At 61.0% G+C, this 19180-nt stretch carries 17 protein-coding genes; 8 read left to right on the top strand and 9 right to left on the bottom strand.

The window, feature by feature from the left end; translation table 11 throughout:
* Window positions 1-2: 2 nt before the first annotated feature.
* The gene (gene pgaA, locus WCL58_RS07480; RefSeq protein ID WP_336850805.1) at window positions 3-2459 is read right to left on the bottom strand and encodes a poly-beta-1,6 N-acetyl-D-glucosamine export porin PgaA; all 2457 of its coding nucleotides are present in this window, start codon (window positions 2457-2459) and stop codon (window positions 3-5) included.
* Between the two features lie 581 nt (window positions 2460-3040).
* Here pgaA and WCL58_RS07475 point away from each other — a divergent pair.
* Together WCL58_RS07475 and ypdK are read left to right on the top strand one after the other, a co-directional pair.
* On the top strand, window positions 3041-3478 hold the full coding sequence (locus WCL58_RS07475; protein ID WP_336850804.1) for a hypothetical protein: 438 nt from the start codon (window positions 3041-3043) through the stop codon (window positions 3476-3478).
* 557 nt (window positions 3479-4035) lie between these two features.
* Window positions 4036-4110, top strand: a complete 75-nt coding sequence (ypdK, locus tag WCL58_RS07470; protein WP_099782600.1) for a membrane protein YpdK — start codon at window positions 4036-4038, stop codon at window positions 4108-4110.
* A 67-nt stretch (window positions 4111-4177) separates the two neighbouring features.
* Here ypdK and WCL58_RS07465 read toward each other — a convergent pair whose 3' ends face one another.
* The 3 genes from WCL58_RS07465 to WCL58_RS07455 all read right to left on the bottom strand — a co-directional run bounded on the left by WCL58_RS07465 (window position 4178) and on the right by WCL58_RS07455 (window position 6701).
* Window positions 4178-4702: a cytochrome b gene (locus WCL58_RS07465; protein WP_336850803.1), complete on the bottom strand. Its 525-nt coding sequence runs from the start codon at window positions 4700-4702 to the stop codon at window positions 4178-4180.
* Between the two features lie 110 nt (window positions 4703-4812).
* On the bottom strand, window positions 4813-6042 hold the full coding sequence (gene alaC / locus WCL58_RS07460; RefSeq protein ID WP_016926818.1) for an alanine transaminase: 1230 nt from the start codon (window positions 6040-6042) through the stop codon (window positions 4813-4815).
* A gap of 119 nt (window positions 6043-6161) precedes the next feature.
* Entirely contained in the window at window positions 6162-6701 is a 540-nt protein-coding gene (locus WCL58_RS07455; RefSeq protein WP_060419919.1) for a GNAT family N-acetyltransferase, read from the bottom strand.
* Between the two features lie 168 nt (window positions 6702-6869).
* On the opposite strand from WCL58_RS07455, the gene WCL58_RS07450 reads away from it, so the two are divergent.
* The 3 genes from WCL58_RS07450 (at window position 6870) to WCL58_RS07440 (ending at window position 10637) form a co-directional block, all read left to right on the top strand.
* A complete protein-coding gene (locus tag WCL58_RS07450) occupies window positions 6870-8114 on the top strand; it encodes a DUF1479 domain-containing protein (RefSeq protein ID WP_060419917.1) in 1245 nt (414 codons plus the stop codon).
* 100 nt (window positions 8115-8214) lie between these two features.
* Window positions 8215-9906, top strand: a complete 1692-nt coding sequence (locus WCL58_RS07445; RefSeq protein ID WP_060419914.1) for a sensor histidine kinase — start codon at window positions 8215-8217, stop codon at window positions 9904-9906.
* Window positions 9903-10637 carry a LytR/AlgR family response regulator transcription factor gene (locus WCL58_RS07440; RefSeq protein ID WP_060419911.1) on the top strand — a complete coding sequence of 245 codons (735 nt, stop codon included), beginning with the start codon at window positions 9903-9905 and terminating at the stop codon, window positions 10635-10637. The genes WCL58_RS07445 and WCL58_RS07440 overlap by 4 nt, the downstream gene beginning before the upstream one ends.
* Window positions 10638-10641: 4 nt before the next feature.
* Here the strand turns inward: WCL58_RS07440 and WCL58_RS07435 are convergent, their stop codons facing one another.
* The gene (locus WCL58_RS07435) at window positions 10642-10974 is read right to left on the bottom strand and encodes a DUF2502 domain-containing protein (RefSeq protein WP_019453817.1); all 333 of its coding nucleotides are present in this window, start codon (window positions 10972-10974) and stop codon (window positions 10642-10644) included.
* 397 nt (window positions 10975-11371) lie between these two features.
* On the opposite strand from WCL58_RS07435, the gene WCL58_RS07430 reads away from it, so the two are divergent.
* Window positions 11372-12601, top strand: a complete 1230-nt coding sequence (locus WCL58_RS07430; RefSeq protein WP_033635420.1) for an L-lactate MFS transporter — start codon at window positions 11372-11374, stop codon at window positions 12599-12601.
* Window positions 12602-12670: 69 nt separating this feature from the next.
* On the opposite strand, the gene glk is transcribed toward WCL58_RS07430, so the two are convergent.
* The gene (gene glk / locus WCL58_RS07425; protein ID WP_060419908.1) at window positions 12671-13633 is read right to left on the bottom strand and encodes a glucokinase; all 963 of its coding nucleotides are present in this window, start codon (window positions 13631-13633) and stop codon (window positions 12671-12673) included.
* Window positions 13634-13943: 310 nt separating this feature from the next.
* Between glk and WCL58_RS07420 the strand changes: the two genes are divergently transcribed.
* Window positions 13944-15191 carry an ion channel protein gene (locus tag WCL58_RS07420; RefSeq protein WP_060439294.1) on the top strand — a complete coding sequence of 416 codons (1248 nt, stop codon included), beginning with the start codon at window positions 13944-13946 and terminating at the stop codon, window positions 15189-15191.
* On the opposite strand, the gene WCL58_RS07415 is transcribed toward WCL58_RS07420, so the two are convergent.
* The gene (locus tag WCL58_RS07415) at window positions 15188-15880 is read right to left on the bottom strand and encodes an aspartate/glutamate racemase family protein (protein ID WP_019453821.1); all 693 of its coding nucleotides are present in this window, start codon (window positions 15878-15880) and stop codon (window positions 15188-15190) included. The two genes, WCL58_RS07420 and WCL58_RS07415, sit on opposite strands and share 4 nt — an antisense overlap.
* A gap of 66 nt (window positions 15881-15946) precedes the next feature.
* Window positions 15947-16399 (bottom strand): multidrug/biocide efflux PACE transporter, encoded by a 453-nt coding sequence (locus WCL58_RS07410; RefSeq protein WP_016926809.1) that lies wholly within the window; start codon window positions 16397-16399, stop codon window positions 15947-15949.
* Window positions 16400-16497: 98 nt separating this feature from the next.
* On the opposite strand from WCL58_RS07410, the gene WCL58_RS07405 reads away from it, so the two are divergent.
* A complete protein-coding gene (locus WCL58_RS07405; RefSeq protein WP_060419900.1) occupies window positions 16498-17367 on the top strand; it encodes a LysR family transcriptional regulator in 870 nt (289 codons plus the stop codon).
* On the opposite strand, the gene WCL58_RS07400 is transcribed toward WCL58_RS07405, so the two are convergent.
* A complete protein-coding gene (locus tag WCL58_RS07400; RefSeq protein WP_336850802.1) occupies window positions 17364-19025 on the bottom strand; it encodes an alpha-keto acid decarboxylase family protein in 1662 nt (553 codons plus the stop codon). The genes WCL58_RS07405 and WCL58_RS07400 overlap by 4 nt on opposite strands.
* Window positions 19026-19180 lie beyond the last annotated feature (155 nt).

Below are 19180 nucleotides of genomic sequence, written 5' to 3'. Positions count from 1 at the left end.
CTTTAAAAACGATAATTCAGATCAAACGTCACGCCGATGTTCCGCTCGCGTTTGCCGTCGTACGGATGCTTCTCAAACTGCAGCATCGCGCCGGCGTCCAACACCCCGTTCCAGCTGATGCGCTGGCCGTAACCCAGCTGGGTGATCGGCTTGCGCGCATAGTCCCGCTGCCAATAGCTGCCGGCACCGGCCTGGAACTGCTGGCTCCACTCGGTCTGATAATGGCGATACAGGGTATGATCGAGCGTTAACGACGGCAGCAGCGTGAAGTCGCGCTTCGGGTTGTAATACGGCACGTTCTCCTGGCTGTTGCGGCTGCCGGACAGCGTCAGGTTCATGTCCAGCCGATAGCGGGCGCGGGCGAGCAGCCGTTGCCGCCCTTCCAGGCCGTATTCCAGCCGGTTGTTGCCGTCCGAGAAGTGCGAAGGCGCCACGCTGGCGCGCAGCTCGCGGCTTTCGTTCTGCTGCCAACGCAGCCACAGGTTGCCGCCGTTGGCGCTGATGCCGTTGGTCAACGCACGCAGCGGCGTCTCGGCCGACAGTCGCGCCACCGAACCGCCGAGGCGCCATTGATCATTCAGGTCATACCAGGATGAGAGGCGCAGGCCGAGCTCATTGCCGTGGCCGTAGTTGCGGTTGGCCACCTCGGCCTCCAGCCACAGATCGCGCGAGCGCCACTCGGCGCCGGCGCTGAGATCGCGGTTGATGCCCTTGCCCTCGTCGAACTGGCCGGTGTTGAATCCCCAGCCGGTGAACAGCCGCCAGTTGTCGTCGATCGGCGGTGAATAGAGCGCGGCGTGAATGCCAAAATCGTGGCTGCCGCTGACCGGCCCGTCGGAATCGATGCCCTGATTGCCGCTGATGCGCAGTTCAGACATGTGGTGAATGCGTCGCGAACGTTCAAGCTGCTGAGCGGCGACGCTTTCCGGCGCGCGCTGGATGACATCGTCGGCCAGCAAATCCAGCTGGCGCCACTCCTGCAACTCCTGCGCGACATAGCCCTGCTGGATCTCCAACGGCAGGCTGCGCGGCTCCAGCCCTTCCACCTGCTTCAGCTCATCCTCGGCGCGACGCGGCCAGCCGCGCGCCAAATAAACGCTGGCCAAGGAGATGCGCAGACCCTGATTGCCCGGCGCCGTGCGCGCCAGATGGGTCAGCTGCCGTTCGGCCTCGGCCAGATCGCGTTGATAAACCCGCGACTGCGCCAGCAGCGATTGGCCGACCAGCCAGTCATCGTTGTAGGCCAGCGTCGGCAGCTGGTACAGGCGGGTCGCGTAGGGATAGCGCTGGCTGACGCGCTGCGCCAGCAACGCCGCCTGATCGATGCGTTCGTTCTCCGCCTGCGCGTAAAACAGATCGGTTTCGTCTTCGGCGGTCACCGCCTGCGGTGCGGCGGCGTTCAGGCGGCCGAAAATGGCCTGCGCCTTGTCCGGCTGCTGCAGATAGAGGTAGGCGGACGCCGCCCAGCGCTGGGCATAATCCGGCACCGTGCGCCCTTCCGCCTGCAGGGTTTGATACTCGCTCACCACGTCGGCCATTCGATAACGCGCCAGCAGCGCACCCAGGCGATCGATACGCGCCTGTTGGTAGCTGTCCTGCGCCTCCGGCAGCGGCCGCCACTGCGTCAGCAGTTGGTCATAGCGCGCCAGCGCGCGGTCGGCGATGACGAAACGTTCCTGTTCGCCGCGAGCATCGATAAACGACAGCCGCACCAGTTCGGCGGCCTCATCCGCCTGCAGGCGGCGCTGCTGCGCGGGCGGCAATGCCAGCCCCTGGCTTTCACGCAGCGCCGGATCCGCAACCCGATTTGCCGCCAGCAGCGTCACGTAATAAGCCTGAATTCCGGTGTCGGACGGCGCCAGCGCACGGGCATGGGTGGCGTTTTCCAGCGCCGCCCAGCTGCGGCCGGCGGCCTGGTCCACATAGGCGCGCGTCAGATACCACGTCGCCGGCTCCAGCAGCTTCTCCGCTTTTGCCGCTTCCGTTTGCGCCTGCACATCCTGCCCGGCATCTGCCAGCGTCATCACATAGCCGCGCTGCAGACCGCCGTCGGCGGGAGCGAGCTGCAACGCCGCACGCCACAGGCGCAGCGATGGTTGCCACTGCTTCAGGTTGCGATAGGCGCGGGCCGCCGTCGCCAAACTGGCGCTATCCCGCTGCAGCGCAGCGCCGTCGGCACGCCAAAGCGCGACCACCTCTTCATCGTGGCCGGCCCAGCCGGCCACCTGGATATAATCGGCTCGCTGCTGCAGGCTCAACCCCGCCTGAGCGCGCCGCTGCGATAAATACGCCAGCACCGGCGCGGTATCACCCGACCTGGCCTGACGGATCAGCGCGTCATAGCGTTCATCCGCCAGCGCGGCGGCCGGCAGGGATAAACCGATAAACAGCAATGACGCCGCATATTTGGTGGCGTGGCGTTCGGTAAAGCGTAATGAACGCGAGTTAACTTTAGGCACGAGGTATTCCTTTAATCCGTGAGCTGCTGTCCTGGCAAAGTGGAAATGCGAGCAGGCACCCGAAAAATCGGCTAAGGCCGTCGGGTAATAAGCATGGAGTAATGAATATTTCTGTCTGGCGCACGCTTAAATAGAATCGAATGCGCCTTTGCCTAAAAAGAGTATTTTATAAATCTGCCGATGAATACCGCAGCCAGGTGATATCTGAATGAAAATGGAATTTCACAATTGCTAAAAAGTGAAATAATAAAAATTAAAACCATAAAAATCATAAATATACATTTTTATCATGATCAATATTCTTATCTTCATCCCTTCGTGTGAAATTGTATAAAAACCGACGTGATATTTGATTTCAATTCTCATTATCAATCATTAATGGGGATGTTAATCCAAGCACCTAATTAAATAATCTTTCTTTCCGTAAAAAATAATAAGAATATTGCTAACAAGAAAATTAAATTTGCCTGCTAATAATTATTACTTTCAATTTAAATTCCCCCACGGCGACGTTCATGCTGGCTATCTCCCGGGCATGCCGTCACAATAGCGCCTCATTCAGGCTTCAATCAGGGATTGCCATGTACAGCCACTACCCCGCCCATTACACCTTCGATAGCGACAGCGACGCCTGGCAGATCGGTTTCCACGACTTCCCCGAGTGGCAATCGGCCTGCTATAAACGCGAAGACGTCGAGCTGGAAGCGCAGGAAAGCCTGCTGGCCGCCATCGCCGCCGCGATGGACGAAGGGCTGCCCCTGCCTGCTCCTTCCCCGCTGCAAACCGATGACTTGAGGGTACACCTGTCGGTGCTGGTGGCGCTGAAGATCGAACTGCACAACGCCATGCTGCGCAAAAACACCGGCAAAGCGGAGCTGGCACGCAAGCTGGGATTCAACAGCGGGCAAATGGAGCGGTTGCTGGATCTCGGCTACGCCTCGAAGGTTGAGGCGTTGGAGCAGGCGCTGTATCTGCTGGACTACGAAGTGCGCGTGACAATAAGCGAAGTTTGCCAATAAGTTAGCGGCAGGTAAGCGAAATATTATCCGATGGGGCTAAATTTTCCCCATTGTGCGCCGATATGATCGTTACCTAATCACTTGTCGCAACAACGAAGGCTAAAAATGGAGTGGAGTCGCCGTCATATTTGGGCCGTTATTCTGCTGTCTTGTCTCGTTTTTTGGGCCATTTTGGTGACCGGCATCAACGCCGTCGCTTGAACGCCTGCCACCGCATTGCAATACCCCGATTTTAAAACCCGCAGCGGCAGGCTACTTCCTGTCGCTTGCCCATAAAAAGCGTTATAAAACAGTCCACGCTGTGCAAAAAACAGCCGAAAATTGTGATCAAAAACACAGTATTGAAATCAGACCAGTATTGAGAGTACATTAGCGCCGATCCTGTCGCGGTTCGGATTTTACCTCACGGAGCATGAGGCGCGACAACCGGACAACCCGTACGTGGGGCCGTTGTTCTTTCGCTTGGAAGAACCCACCCGACAGGCAGGTTGCCCATAAAATACTCAGCACAACAATCGGGATCATTGCTGGCGAGGACTCCAGACAGGAGTTGTTCAGTGAAATATTTTTTGATGGGCGTGTCATTCATGCTGGTTGCCTGGGTTGGCACCTTCATGTTGATGGTTGCCTGACAAGCAGCCAGACCAGGAACACAGCCAAAGGGACGCACAAGCGTCCCTTTGTCGTTTCGGCTTGCGATCATTTGCCCGGCATCATGCGGCGCAGGGTGTCGTCTTTGCGCAGGTAGTGATGATACAGCGCCGCCAGCGCATGTGCGCCAATGATAAAGTAGCCGATGTTTGCCAGCGTCTCATGAACCGTTTTGACCAGCTTGCGCATCACCGGATCCGGCATCACCCACTGCGGCACCGGCCAGCCCAGCAAAGACCACGATTTCCCGCCGTAGGCCAGGGTTAACATGCCCAGCAGCGGCAACATCAGGAAAACCACGTACAGCAGCCAATGGAAGATCTTGGCACCAACCTCCTGCCATTCTTCCAGCGGTGGCGTGGTCGGCGGCGGCGTGTGGAAAGAACGCACCGCCAACCGAATCAGCATCAGGGCAAAGATCGAAGCCCCAAAATTAAAGTGCAGATTTTTGACCATCGGCACCCACGCCTCCGGCACTGAATCTTTCAGCAACATCGCCGCATAGGTGAGGATCACCATCAGCAGCGTCAGCCAATGTAAAACGATTTGCGATCGCGCGTAGCGGTTGCTCATACACTCTATCCAAAAAATAAAATTCAGCGTAGATGAGCATAATGGGGAAATGATGAAGAAAACCTTGGGACGGAAAAAATAAGGCCGGGCGAACGCCCGGCCTGACAGCATTATTTGGCGCTGCCGGCCTTGCCCGGCTTCAGCAACCCGTCCGCGCGGAACATCGCCTTGATGCCGCGCACCGCCTGGCGGATACGGTCCTGATTCTCGATCAGCGCGAAGCGCACGTGGGTATCGCCGTAGTCGCCGAAGCCGATGCCCGGCGAGACGCAGACCTTGGCCTCTGCCAGCAGGCGTTTGGCGAACTCCAGCGAACCGAGGTGGGCATAAGGCTCGGGAATTTTCGCCCACACGTACATCGACGCCTTCGGATTTTCCACCATCCAGCCGGCCTCGTGCAGCCCCTTCACCAACACGTTGCGGCGCTGCCGATACTGCTCGGCGATATCGCGCACGCACTGCTGATCGCCTTCCAGCGCGGCGATGGCCGCCACCTGCAGCGGCGTAAAGGTGCCGTAATCGTGATAACTCTTGATGCGCGCCAGCGCGCTGACCAGTTCAGGGTTACCGACCATGAAACCGATGCGCCAGCCGGCCATGTTGTAGCTTTTCGACAGGGTGAAGAACTCCACCGCAATGTCTTTCGCCCCCGGCACCTGCATGATCGACGGCGCTTTCCAGCCGTCATAGACGATATCGGCATAGGCCAGATCGTGGATCACCAGCACGTTGTACTGCTTGGCCAGCGCCACCACTCGCTCGAAGAAATCCAGCTCCACGCACTGTGCGGTCGGGTTGGACGGGAAGCCGAGGATCATCATTTTCGGACGCGGGATGGTTTCCCGAATGGCGCGCTCCAGCTCACCGAAGAAATCCACGCCGTCCACCAGCGGCACCGAACGCACCTGGGCGCCGGCGATCACCGCGCCGTAAATGTGGATCGGGTAGCTGGGGTTCGGCACCAGCACGGTATCGCCGTGATCGAGGGTCGCCAGCATCAGATGCGCCAGCCCCTCTTTCGAACCGATAGTGACGATGGCTTCGCTTTCCGGATCGATATCCACCTGATAACGATCGGCATACCAGCGCGAAATGGCGCGGCGCAGGCGCGGAATGCCGCGCGAGGTAGAGTAACCATGGGTGTCGTCGCGCTGGGCGACGGCGCACAGTTTTTCCACGATGTGCGGCGGCGTCGGGCCGTCGGGGTTACCCATGCTGAAGTCGATAATATCCTCGCCGCGACGGCGTGCGGCCATCTTCAGTTCGGCGGTGATGTTGAATACGTAAGGGGGAAGGCGTTCAATGCGCGTGAAACGGCGCTGTGGACTGTTATCAGCCATAGGGGATTCCTCGATAGACGTTAGCGCCCGGACCGTCCGAGCGACGCAGGCCAGCGAACTGACCGAATATCGAACATAGCGCAGCGCCGACGAGCTTGTCGATACCCGGCGCGATATTTTTATTTGCCGCCCTGAAACTCCGCCGCCAGCAGCCCGAAAAGCCAGTCGTCGCACCACTGCCCCGCCAGACGGTAGTTGTCGCGCAGCGTGCCTTCCAGCTGAAAGCCGCACGATTCCAGCAGGCCGCGCGAAGCGAGGTTGCCCGCGGTCACGGTGGCGGTCAGCTTGTGAAAGCCGCAGGCGTTCACCGCAAAATCCAGCACCGCCCGCAGCGACTCCTTGCCATAGCCCTTGCCCTGCCCGGCAGGCAAACTCCCGTATCCCACTTCCGCCTGCCGATACGGCACCCACTGCGGGCGAAAACCGGTAATGCCCACCGCCTCTGCGCTGTGCTTCTCACGCATCACCAGGCACAGCCACTGCTCGCCGTGTTTGTCCCAGGCCGGCAGCCGCTCCTCGAACCGGGCGCGGATCTCCGCTTCGCTGCGCGGATCGGAGATGTAACGGATCACCTCGGGATCTTGGTACAGGCGCAAAAACAGCGGCCAATCCTCGGCGGTTATCGACTGCAAGCTCAGACGTTCAGTGACCAGCTTCATAAAATCTCCGAAAAACGAAAAAGAGGAACTTACGAATGAAAGATATCTCTTTATTTTCCCCGATGGGTTGCCGATAATCATTCACGTTAAAACCACAAAACCATAACGTCTTGCCCGATTCCCTACAACCGCTCGCCGCAGTCACTCATGCGGCACGAGGAGAACACCATGGCCTCTTTAGTCATCGACGATATTCCGCAAACGATCGTTAACGTCAAACGCCAGCTGCGCCAGGCATTGCCGAACTACCGCGACGTGTTTCTGGCGCTGGAAGAGAACATCCGCGGCCAGGTCGAACAGATCCGCCGCGAGCTGGCCGCCGGCCACAATCCGGTGCCGCAGATCGACGCGGAAGATATCCTGCAGCAGCGCGTCAGCGAGCAGCAGATAGCGCTGATCAAACAGCGCGGCGCCTGCGCCATTCGCGGCGTGTTTCCCCGCGCCAAGGCCGAGGGCTGGAACCGGGAAATCGGCGACTACCTTGAGCGCAACAACTTCGTCGAGCGGTTGAAAAACGCCGCCGAAGACAACTATTTCGGCAAGCTGGCCGCCAGCAAACCGCAGATCTACGGCATCTATTGGTCGAAACCGCAGGTCGAGGCGCGGCAGGATGCGCGTATGCATGCGGTGCAGGTGTTCCTCAACAGCCTGTGGGCCACCGAGAGCAACGGCAAACAACATTTCGATCCGACCCGCGTCGCCACTTACGCCGATCGCACCCGCCGCCGCCCGCCGAACTCCTCGTCGCTGGGCCTGTCGCCGCACGTCGACAGCGGCACCATCGAGCGCTGGCTGGACGAAAACTTCCGCTATGTGTATCGCCACGTTTTCTCCGGCGACTGGCAGCAGTACGACCCCTTCGCCGCCGACGGCCGCACCGAGGTGCGCGAGATAGCCTCCCCGGCGGTCTGCTCGATGTTCCGTACCTTCCAGGGCTGGACGGCGCTGACGCCGCAGCGCACCAACGCCGGCACGCTGAACCTGGTGCCGATCGCCAACGCCATGGCCTATGTGCTGCTGCGCGCACTGCAGGACGACGTCGCCGACGACGATCTGTGCGATGCGGCGCCGGGCCGCGCGCTGTCGATCTCGGAAAAGTGGCATCCCCTTTTATTAAGTGGGATTTCCCCTATTCCCGATCTGGAGCCGGGCGACACGGTCTTTTGGCACTGCGACGTGATCCACGCGGTGGAGAACGAGCATAACGGCGAATTCGACAGCAACGTGATGTACATCGCCGCCGCGCCGGGCTGCGAGAAAAACGACGCCTATCTGCAGCGCCAGCTGCCGAGCTTTATCGACGGCAGAACGCCGCCGGACTTCGCCCCCGACGATTTCGAGGTGGATTTCGACGGCCGCGCCACCGCCGACCTGCTGACGCCGCTGGGCAAAACGCAGCTCGGCATGGGCTGATCCCCCCGCCCGTGGCGCGCGCCACGGGCCCCTTTCGCTGTGGTATACTGCCGCCATCCGTAGGCCGCAGCGAGAACCCGTCGTGCACCCTTTTTTTGAAATGCTGTTGGCGGTGTTTGATCGCGCCGCGCTGATGTTGATCTGTCTGTTTTTCCTGACCCGCACCCGGCTGTTCCGCCAACTGCTGCAAAAAGAAGACCATACGCCGCTCGAGCTCGGCATCGTCACGGCGATCTTCTCGCTGTTCGCGCTGTTCAGCACCTACTCCGGCATCAACGTCGAAGGATCGCTGGTTAACGTGCGCGTCATCGCCATTATGGCCGGCGGCATCCTGTTCGGCCCCTGGGTGGGGATCGTCACCGGCATCGTCGCCGGGGTACACCGCTATCTGATCGATATCGGCGGCATCACGTCGGTGCCTTGTCTTATCACCAGCATCATCGCCGGCATCAGCGCCGGCTACATCAACCTCAAGGTGAAAAAAGAGCAGCGCTGGCGCGCCGGCATCGTCGGCGGCATGCTGTGCGAATCCCTCACCATGCTGCTAATCGTGCTGTGGGCCAAGCCGACCGAGCTTGGGTTGGACATCGTGTCGCAGATTGCCCTGCCGATGATCCTCGGCACGGTGTGCATCGGCCTGATCGTGCTGCTGGTGCAGAGCGTCGAGGATGAAAAAGAGGTGATCGCCGCGCGCCAGGCCAAGCTGGCGCTGGATATCGCCCACAAGACGCTGCCCTATTTCCGCAACATCAACAGCGAATCGCTGGCCACCATCTGCGATATCATCCGCCAGGACATCCGCGCCGATGCGGTAGCGATCACCGATACCCATCAGGTGCTGGCCTACGTCGGCGTAGGGCGCGAAGCCTACCCGATCGGCCGCGAAGGGCTGAGCCGCGTCACCCGCGAAAGCATTCGCCACGGCAAGATCATCATCAAGAACAACCTGGAAAACCCGGCGGCGCCGCAGATCCATTCGCAGCTGGTGGTGCCGCTGTGGGAAAAAGGCGAAGTGACCGGCGCGTTGAAAATCTACTACTGCCACGCTCACCAGATCACCAACACGCTGAAGGTGATGGCGGTCGGGCTGTCGCAAATCATCTCCACGCAGATGGAAGTGTCCCGCATCGAGCACCTGCGCCAGATGGCGGACAAGGCCGAAATGCGTGCGCTGCAGAGCAAGATTAACCCGCACTTCCTGTTCAACGCGCTGAACGCCATCTCTTCCTCTATCCGCCTGAATCCGGACACCGCGCGCCAACTGATCATTAACCTGTCGCGCTACCTGCGCTACAACCTGGAGCTGAACGACGAACTGATCGATATCCGCAAGGAGCTGCATCAGATTCAGGACTATATCGCCATCGAACAGGCGCGCTTCGGCGCCAAGCTGACGGTGATTTACGACATCGACGACGACGTCTCGGTGCGCATTCCGAGCCTGCTGATCCAGCCGCTGGTGGAGAACGCCATCGTGCACGGCATCCAGCCCTGCAAGGGTAAAGGGGTGGTGGTGATCGCGGTGAAAGATCAAGGCGATCGGGTGAAGATTTCGGTGAAGGATACCGGCCACGGCATCAATCAGGAAACCATCGATCGGGTGGCGCGCAACGAGATGCCGGGCCACAATATTGGCCTGCTCAACGTGCACCACCGCGTGTCGCTGCTGTACGGTGAAGGGCTGCATATTCGCCGCCTGGAGCCAGGCACCGAAATCGCGTTCTACATCAGCAAAAACGGCGGCAAGCTGCATCAGGAAGCGAGCGCGCCGCCGGTCGGGGAGGCCTCATGAAAGCCATCATCGTGGAAGACGAATTCCTCGCGCAGGAAGAACTCAGCTACCTGATCAAAAAACACAGCAATATCGATATCGTCGCCAGCTTCGAGGACGGCCTCGACGTCCTGAAATACCTGCAAACCCACCAGGTCGACGCCATTTTCCTCGACATCAACATCCCCTCGCTGGACGGCGTGCTGCTGGCGCAAAACATCAGCAAGTTCGCGCATCGCCCGTCGATCGTGTTCATCACCGCCTATAAAGAGCACGCGGTGGAAGCGTTCGAGATCGAGGCGTTCGACTACATCCTCAAGCCCTATCACGAGGCGCGCATCGTCACCATGCTGCAAAAGCTGGAGGCGCTGCATCAGCGCCCCGCCGGTGGGGCGGAACCGACCAGCGCGCCGAGCCGCGGCAGCCACAGCATCAACCTGATCAAAGACGAGCGGATCATCGTTACCGACATCAACGACATCTACTACGCCGCCGCCGATGAAAAGGTGACGCGGGTCTATACCCGCCGGGAAGAGTTCGTGATGCCGATGAACATCACCGAGTTTTACGGCCGGCTGCCGGAAGCGCATTTCTTCCGCTGCCACCGCTCTTACTGCGTTAACCTGGCGAAGATCCGCGAGATCGTGCCCTGGTTCAACAATACCTACATTCTGCGGCTGAGCGATCTTGAGTTTGAAGTGCCGGTCAGCCGCAGCAAGGTGAAAGAGTTTCGCCAGCTGATGCGCCTGTAAGCGCTTACCAGCGCGGGCCCGGACGGTAGTAATAGCCGGGCGGCGGCGGTGGCGGCATGCGGTAATGCGGCCGGTCGCGCCAGTCGCGCGGCGGCGGCCCGTAGTAAATCACCCGTGGCGGCGGGCCATAATAGTACCCGCGCGGGCGTTCATACCGGTGGTGATCGGCCCACCAGCGCGGATCGCGCCAGCGATAGCCGTCCCAGTAGTGGCCGCGATTATCGCGATCGCCGATATGCAACGACAGGCCCGGCACGTTCACGCCGATGGACACGTCGGCCTGGCTCGCCAGCGGCAGCGCCAGCAGCGCGGCCAGTAACAACAGCGTTTTTTTCATTTCATGGACTCCTGCAGAGCGGACCTCGTCCGATCGCAGATAACATAGTCCCGCGCTCATCGCCGCTCTATAGGTGCAATGCCGATTTACGCCTTTCAGACGCATCCTTCACAATTTCACCACAATCGTTCACCGGCAGTTAACAATAAATCGTTGATATCTTTGATGTAGATCACGTGCCACCCACGGCATTTCACGCGCTTTTCGGTGCAAAAACGGCAACTCACGCCGCATAACATGCATTTCATTCCTTCCGCCGTGCAACTCATTCCCGATCCGCCGCCCGCCGGGGGGGCCGGCCATATAATAAGCCCATACCGCGGGAACCCAGCTTCACCCCGCAAATTTCAGCCAACGGCTCACGCCCGGCAACGCACACACAGGAAGGAGACCGGCCATGAACACCAAACCGGCAAATCGCAGCTTAATCGTTCTCGGCACCATCATCTGTCAGATGGGCCTGGGCACCATCTACACCTGGAGCCTGTTCAACCAGCCGCTGGTCGACAAGTTCCATTGGGGACTGGCGGACGTCGCCACCACCTTCTCCATCACCAGCTTCTTCCTGGCCTTCGCCACGCTGTTCGCCGGCAAGCTGCAAGAACGCTTCGGCATCCGCAACCTGACGCTGTGTTCCGGCATCCTGGTCGGCCTGGGCCTTATCGCCAGCGCTCACGTCAGCTCGCTCGACATGATCTACCTGCTGGCCGGCGTGGTGGTGGGCTTTGCGGTCGGTATCGCCTACATCTCCACCCTGTCCAACCTGATTAAGTGGTTCCCGGCCAACAAAGGCCTGATTTCCGGCATCTCCGTCGGCGCCTTCGGCAGCGGCAGCCTGCTGTTCAAATACGTCAACGCCGCCCTGATCGCCGACGTCGGCGTTTCCGGTGCCTTCTTCTACTGGGGCGCCATCGTGATGGGCCTGATCGTCGTCGGTTCCCTGCTGCTGAAAGAGCCGGTGCTGGCGACCAACGCCGCGCAGCAAGGCGCCAACGGTCTGGGCAACGACTTCAGCGTGCGCCAGATGTTGGCCACCAAAGAAGCCTACCTGCTGTTCACCATCTTCTTCGCTGCCTGCATGAGCGGTCTGTACCTCATCGGCATCGTGAAAGACATGGGCGTTCAACTGGCCGGGATGGATTTGGCCACCGCCGCCAACACCGTGTCCGCCGTCGCCATCTTCAACACCGCCGGCCGCATCATCCTGGGTACGCTGTCCGATAAAGTTGGCCGTATGCGCGTCATCAGCTTCACCATGCTGGTTACCGTGCTGGCGATTGTCGCGCTGAGCTTCATGACCCTGAACCACACGCTGTTCTTTATCTGCGTCGGCGCGGTAGCCTTCTGTTTCGGCGGCAACATCACCGTGTTCCCGGCGATTGTCGGCGACTTCTTCGGCCTGAAGAACCACAGCAAAAACTACGGCATCATCTACCAGGGCTTCGGCCTGGGCGCGCTGGCCGGTTCGTTCGTCGCCAAATACTTCGGCGGCTTCCACGCCACCTTCATGGTGATTGGCGTTCTGTCCGCCGCCTCTCTGCTGATTACGCTGTTCATCAAAGCGCCGAAGGCGGTGGAAGCGGAAACGGCAGAAACCACCCAAACGGCGGAGCTGGCCAAAGCCTGATACCCCGTGAAAACGACAAGGGGCGCAACCTGTGGGTTGCGCCCCTTTTTTATTGCCCCGCCCCTGAGCTTACAGGTGCATGCCCAGCGTCTGGCGCAGATGCGCGCCGGCACCCAGCAGGCCCGGCTGGCCGTGCGTTATCATGAACACCGGGATTTCGCGCACATAGTCGCGGAAGCGCCCCTTGTCTTCAAAGGCGGCGCGGAAGCCAGAGGCCTTGAAGAATTCCATAAAGCGCGGCACGATGCCGCCGGCGATGTACACGCCGCCGAAGGTGCCCAGATTCAGCGCCAAATTGCCACCGAAGCGCCCCATGATCACGCAAAACAGCGACAGCGCGCGGCGGCAGTCGATGCAGCTGTCTGCCAGCGCCCGCTCGGTGATGTCCTTCGGTTCCCATTTCTCCGGCAGGCGGTTGTCCGCCTTGACGATGGCGCGATACAGATTGACCAGGCCCGGCCCGGACAGCACGCGCTCGGCGGAAACATGCCCCACTTCCGCGCGCAGCACCTCCAGAATGATGTCCTCTTCTTCGCTGTTCGGCGCGAAATCGACATGGCCGCCCTCGCCCGGCAGGCTGACCCAACGGCGATCGACGTGCACCAGGTGGGCAACGCCCAGCCCGGTGCCGGCGCCATACACCGCGATCGGTTTGCCCGGCTGCGCATCGCCGCCGCCAAACTGCAGCACGTCGTCCGGCGAGAGCATCGGGATCGCCATCGAGACGGCAGTGAAATCGTTGATCACTTCCAGATGGCTCAGCCCCAGGCTGGCCTTCATTTCTTTGATCGAGAACGCCCAGCTGTGGTTGGTCATCGCCACCCAGTCTTCGGTCACCGGGCAGGCGATCGCGATACAGGCGTCCTGCACCTCGATATCGCACGCTTTCAGGTATTGGCGGATCACCGCCTCCAGGCTGTCGAACTCCAGGCCGGAATAGGTTTTCGCCTGGGTAATCTCACCCGTCGCAACAGTGCACAACGCCAGGCGGGCATTGGTGCCGCCAACATCACCTACGAGGGCATAGGTCATTGATTTCGTCTCCGCAAAATGAAAAATAAAAAGCTGCCCACACTGTAAAATCCTGCTGCAAAAACAACAATCACCCGCCTCGGATCTGCACCCCAATAGCGATCCGGATCACAAAAAACGTTTCAGCTGGCCTGCGGCGCCGCGTTTTGAAACAAATTGCGGCAAAAAACGCTCCCCGGCGACTGTTAACCGTCATCGACGCCGGGCAATATCAATGCGTGCCTACGCGCCGATAGTCTGGCAAGCTGTGGCCACTGCTCAACCACCCGCTCTCCCTGCCCTGCCGGGAGGCATCGACAAGGGATTATCCATGCTGCATCCGCGCGCCAATGCCATGTTGGCTTTTGCTTTGCCTGCGCTGATTATCGGTTCCGCTTCCAGTCTGGTGCTGCTGTTGGTGATGAAAATTGCCGCCGCACTGCAGCAATTACTGTGGGTGACGCTGCCCGGTGCGCTGAGCCTGGACGCCCAGTCGCCCTGGTGGCCGGTCGCGATGCTGACGCTGACCGGCGTGGCGGTCGGCCTTATCGTGCGCTATATGCCGGGCCACGCCGGGCCGGACCCGGCGACGGAATCGTTGATCGGCATGCCCCTGCCGCTCTCCGCCCTGCCGGGACTGGGGTTAGCGCTGATCGTCGGCCTGGCCGGCGGCGTCAGCCTGGGGCCGGAGAACCCGATCACCGCCATCAATATCGCGCTGGTAGCGGCCGCCGGAGCGCGCCTGCTGCCGAAGGTGCCGCGCATGGACTGGATCATCCTGGCGGCTGCGGGCACCATCGGCGCGATGTTCGGCACGCCGGTCGCCGCCGCGCTGATCTTCTCGCAAACCCTGGCGGGCAATAACGAAACGCCGCTGTGGGATCGGCTGTTCGCCCCGCTGGTTGCCGCCGCCGCCGGCGCGGTCACCACCCAGATGTTCTTCGTGCCCAATTTCGCCCTGCAGCTCGACGCCTACGATGTAACTCGGCTGCCGGACATCTTCAGCGGCGCCATCGTGGCGCTGATCGCCATCGCGCTCGGCATGGTGGCGCTGTGGTGCTTCCCGCACGTTCACCGCCTGTTCCATTCGATGAAAAATCCGGTGTTGATGTTAGGGCTGGGGGGCTTTGTGCTGGGCCTGCTGGCGCTGGTGGGCGGAGAGATTACCCTGTTCAAAGGGCTGGATGAAATGAAGCGCCTCGCGCAAGACGACGGCTATTCGGTGCCGGCGCTGTTGACCATTACCCTGACCAAGCTGGCGGCGCTGGTGATCGCCGCCGCCAGCGGCTTTCGCGGTGGGCGTATCTTCCCGGCAGTGTTCGTCGGCGTGGCGCTGGGGCTGATGCTGCATCAGCACGTTCCCGCAGTGCCGGCGGCGATCACCGTCTCCTGCGCCATCATGGGGCTGGTGCTGGTGGTCACGCGCGACGGCTGGCTCAGCCTGTTCATGGCGGTGGCGGTGGTGCCGGATCTGCACCTGCTGCCGGTGCTGTGCATCGTGATGCTGCCCGCCTGGCTGGCGCTGGCGGGCAAACCGCTGATGCTGGTGAATCGCCGGCAGCCGCCGCACGACGATTAGGCCAACGCGAACGCCGCGGCGGCGCGGGCGTGGATCGCGGTGGTGTCGAACACCGGCACCGACGCATCACGCTCGCTCACCAGCAAACCTATTTCGGTGCAGCCGAAAATAATCCCCTGCGCGCCCTGCTGCTCCAGATCGCTGATGATCCGGCGATACTCGTCGCGCGAGGCGTCGCGAATTTTACCCAGGCACAGTTCGTCATAGATGATGCGGTGTACGATGTCGCGATCGGCGCTGACCGGCGTCACCACGTCGATGCCGTGCAATTCCTGCAGGCGGCCGCGATAGAAGGTCTGCTCCATGGTAAAGCGCGTGCCCAGCAGCCCGACGCGGCGAATGTTTTTTTCCCGCACCTGCAGCGCCGTGGCATCGGCGATGTGAATCAGCGGCAGGCCGCTGGCCTGCTCGACCGCCTCCGCCACCTTGTGCATGGTGTTGGTGCAGATCACGATAGCTTCGGCGCCAGCGGCGCGCAAAGCCACTGCGGCGGCGGCCAGCAGCCTGCCGGCACCGTCCCAATCGCCCTGGTGCTGCAAGCGTTCAACCTCCTGAAAATCGACGCTGTAGAGCACGATTTTGGCCGAATGCAGCCCGCCGAGGCGTGCCTTTACCTGCTCGTTAATAGTGCGGTAATAAGGAATGGTGGATTCCCAGCTCATGCCACCCAGCAAGCCCAACACTTTCATCATTCGTTCCTCAGCATTTCCGACGATCCTCTGACCTTACTTGAGAATCGCCGGGCTGACGACGCCTTATTTGGCGCCGGAATTGATCGGCTGGCGCGCTTCGAACCAGCGCTGGCGCAGCGTGTCGTACAGCCAGTTATAGGCCATGGTGTACGGCAGGAAGAACAGGAAGAAACCGATTTCCAGCATAAACGCCTGCGCCCAGGAGATGCTCAGCATCCAGGCGGCGATCGGCACGCCGATCAGGATAAAACCGGCTTCAAAGCCGACGGCGTGCAGCGCACGCACTTTCAGGTTACGCACCACCCGGCTGACCGGCCACAGGCGGTCGAACACCGTGTTGTAAACCATGTTCCACAGCATCGCGACGGTGGAGAGCATCACCGCCAACGCACCGACCTGCACCATTGAGCGGTTCAGCAGCCACGCGCCCAGCGGGGCGCAAACCATCACGGCGATGGCCTCGAAACCGACGGCGTGGACGATACGTTCAATGAGAGACTTGTTTTGCAGTTGCATACATCACCTTTTTTCAACAGTTGTTGCGAAAGCCAGGTGATTATCATCGCTTTTTCGGGTAGGTTAAAAATAGATTCCATCGATAAAGTAGATAGGTTATGCACTATTCTCCGGAAGCGCTGCATGCGTTTGTCGAAGCCGCCGCCCTCGGCTCGTTTTCCGCCGCCGCGCGCAAGCTGCGCAAAAGCCAATCCACCGTCAGCACTGCCATCGCCAATCTGGAGGCCGATCTGGCGCTGACGCTGTTCGATCGCAGCGCGCGCCAGCCGGTGCTCACCGCCGCCGGCCGCAAGGTACTGGGGCATGTGCAGGCGATCCTCGCGGCCAGCGAACGGCTCGACGCCCTGAGCATTCAGCTGGCGGGCGAGGTTGAACCGCGCCTGAGCATGGTGTTTTCCGATACCTACCAGCCCAAGCATCACGATCGGTTGATGCAGCTGTTCGAACAGCGCTACCCGGAGATTGAGCTGGAATGGATGATCGCCGAAGAAGGCGACGTTATCGATCTGCTGCAAAGCGGCCGCGCGCACTTGGGCATGGTGGAAGTGCAAAAAAGTTATCCACCGGATATCGCCTTCTCCCGGCTGCCTGAACAGACCGAAATGGGGCTGTTCGTCGCCCATCAGCACCCGCTGGCCCAGGTCGCCGCGCCAACGCCGGAGCAGCTGTCCAGCATCCGCCAGCTGATCCTGAATACCTACACCGGCGCCGAAGCGGCCAGACAGGGTGGCCTGGTCTGGTCGGCGCCCAGCTATCTGCTGTTGCTGGAGATGGCGGAACAGGGGTTCGGTTGGGCGGTACTGCCGCACTGGCTGGTGCAACAATACGGCCACGGCAAACTCACCCAGCTGCGGCCGCGCGGCTGGCCAAAACTGATTTCGGTGGATGCGGTCTGGTCCAAACTGACCCCGCCGGGCCCGGCGGGGTTCTGGATGCTGGATCGCCTGCTGGGCGATACCCTGCCTTAAGCGGCGGCGTTGCGTGCCTGAATGGCGCGTGAGACGGTATCGAGCAGTTCCGGCATGTCCATCTTCGGCAGCATCACTTCGATGAAGGCCAGCCGATCGTCGTCCGCTACCTCGCGCAGCGCCTGGCGCAATCCGTCCGGATCGCTGACCCGCAACGCCTTCACCGGCCGCTCGCCGGCTAGCGCCGGCGGCAGCTGCGTCCAGTTCCAGCGCGCGATGTCGTTGTAACGTTGCTCCGGCCCGTGGATCGCACGCTCGATCGTGTAACCCTGATTATTCAGCACGAAGATCACCGGCTTAAGCCCGTCGCGCAGCATCGATCCCAGTTCCTGTACGGTCAGCTGCGCAGCGCCGTCGCCGATCAGCAATATTGCCCGCCGCTGCGGTTCAGCGGTCTGTACGCCGAACGTCGCCGGCAGGGTATAGCCGATCGATCCCCAGAGCGCCTGCACGATCAGGCGGCAGCCACGCGGCAACGTCAACGCCGCCGCGCCGAAACAGGCAGTGCCCTGATCGGCCAGCACGACATCCCCGGGCCGCAGGAAATCCTGTATCTGCCGCCAGAAGGCGTGCTGATCCAGCCCTTCCCCATCGGTTTCCGGCAGCGTCGGGCGGACGATCGGCGGCAACGGCCAGCGTGACGCCAGCGACAGGCTCAGGTGGTGCAGCGCCTGCACCGCCTCGCGCATCGGAATGCGGCTAAAGCGCTGCCGCCCGACCCAGGCTTCGAACGGTTGAATGTCGATGCATTTTTCCACCGGCAAATGATGCGTGAAACCGGCGGTAATGGTGTCGGTCAAACGCACGCCGACGTTGATCACCACATCGGCGTTTTCGATAAGCTGTTTCACCGCCGGATCGCTGGCGCCGCCGCAGTAGGTCCCGACAAACCCGGCTCGGTTCTCATCCAGCACGCCTTTGCCGAGCAGCAGCGTAGCGTGCGGAATGTCGACCGCCTGCAGCCACTCGTCCAGCGCCGCTTCGGCGCCGAAGCGATCGGCCAGGAAGTCCGCCAGCAGCGATACCCGCCGCGCCGGCAGCAGCTTTTCGCGCGCTGCGGCGATAAATGCCTGCAATGCGCTGCGCGACAGTTTGGCCTGACGCAGCATCAGCGGCGCCGGTTTGGCCGACAGCGGCGCTTGTGCGACGTCGCTGGGCAACATCAGGTAAACCGGGCGATGTTCCAGCAAGGCGACGCCGATCAGGCGGTCTATCTCCACGGCGGCGTTGTCGGCGGTCAGGTCGGCCTGCGCGACGGTCACCTCTTTGGCTATCCGCGCGAAGTGGGTAAAGTCGCCATCCCCCAGCGAATGGTGCAGCAAATCACCGGCGCGCTGGGCGCGCTGCGCCGGCGTGCCGACCACGTGGATCACCGGCAGGTATTCGGCGTAGCTGCCGGCCACCCCATTCAACGCGCTCAGCTCCCCCACGCCAAAGGTGGTGAGCAGCGCCGCCGCCGGTTTGCAGCGAGCGTAGCCGTCGGCGGCATAGGCGGCGTTCAGCTCGTTGGCGCAGCCTACCCAGGTGATTTGCGGATGAGCGAGAACGTGATCGAGGAATTGCAGGTTGTAATCCCCCGGCACGCCGAAGAAATGACGGATGCCGATTTGGGCCAGACGATCGAGCAGATAATCGGCCACCGTATAGGTCTGAGTCATGATCATCACCTGTCTGCAGCTGGAGCGATTATCTTAAGTATCGAAGATGCCGTTCAAATTTCGAACAAACGCGCCTGCCTCGATCGGCAACCTGGCGTTACATGCCGGCGCTGTGATCGCTCCCCCGGCAGCGCGGTGTGAAAGCGTATACACTC

It is taken from the genome of Serratia sp. TMDUHS_CL (assembly GCF_037137105.1).
Taxonomy (GTDB): Bacteria; Pseudomonadota; Gammaproteobacteria; order Enterobacterales; family Enterobacteriaceae; genus Serratia; species Serratia nevei.
Note: the sequence above shows the minus strand (reverse complement) of the source record. Positions and strands in the feature narration are given on the sequence as shown.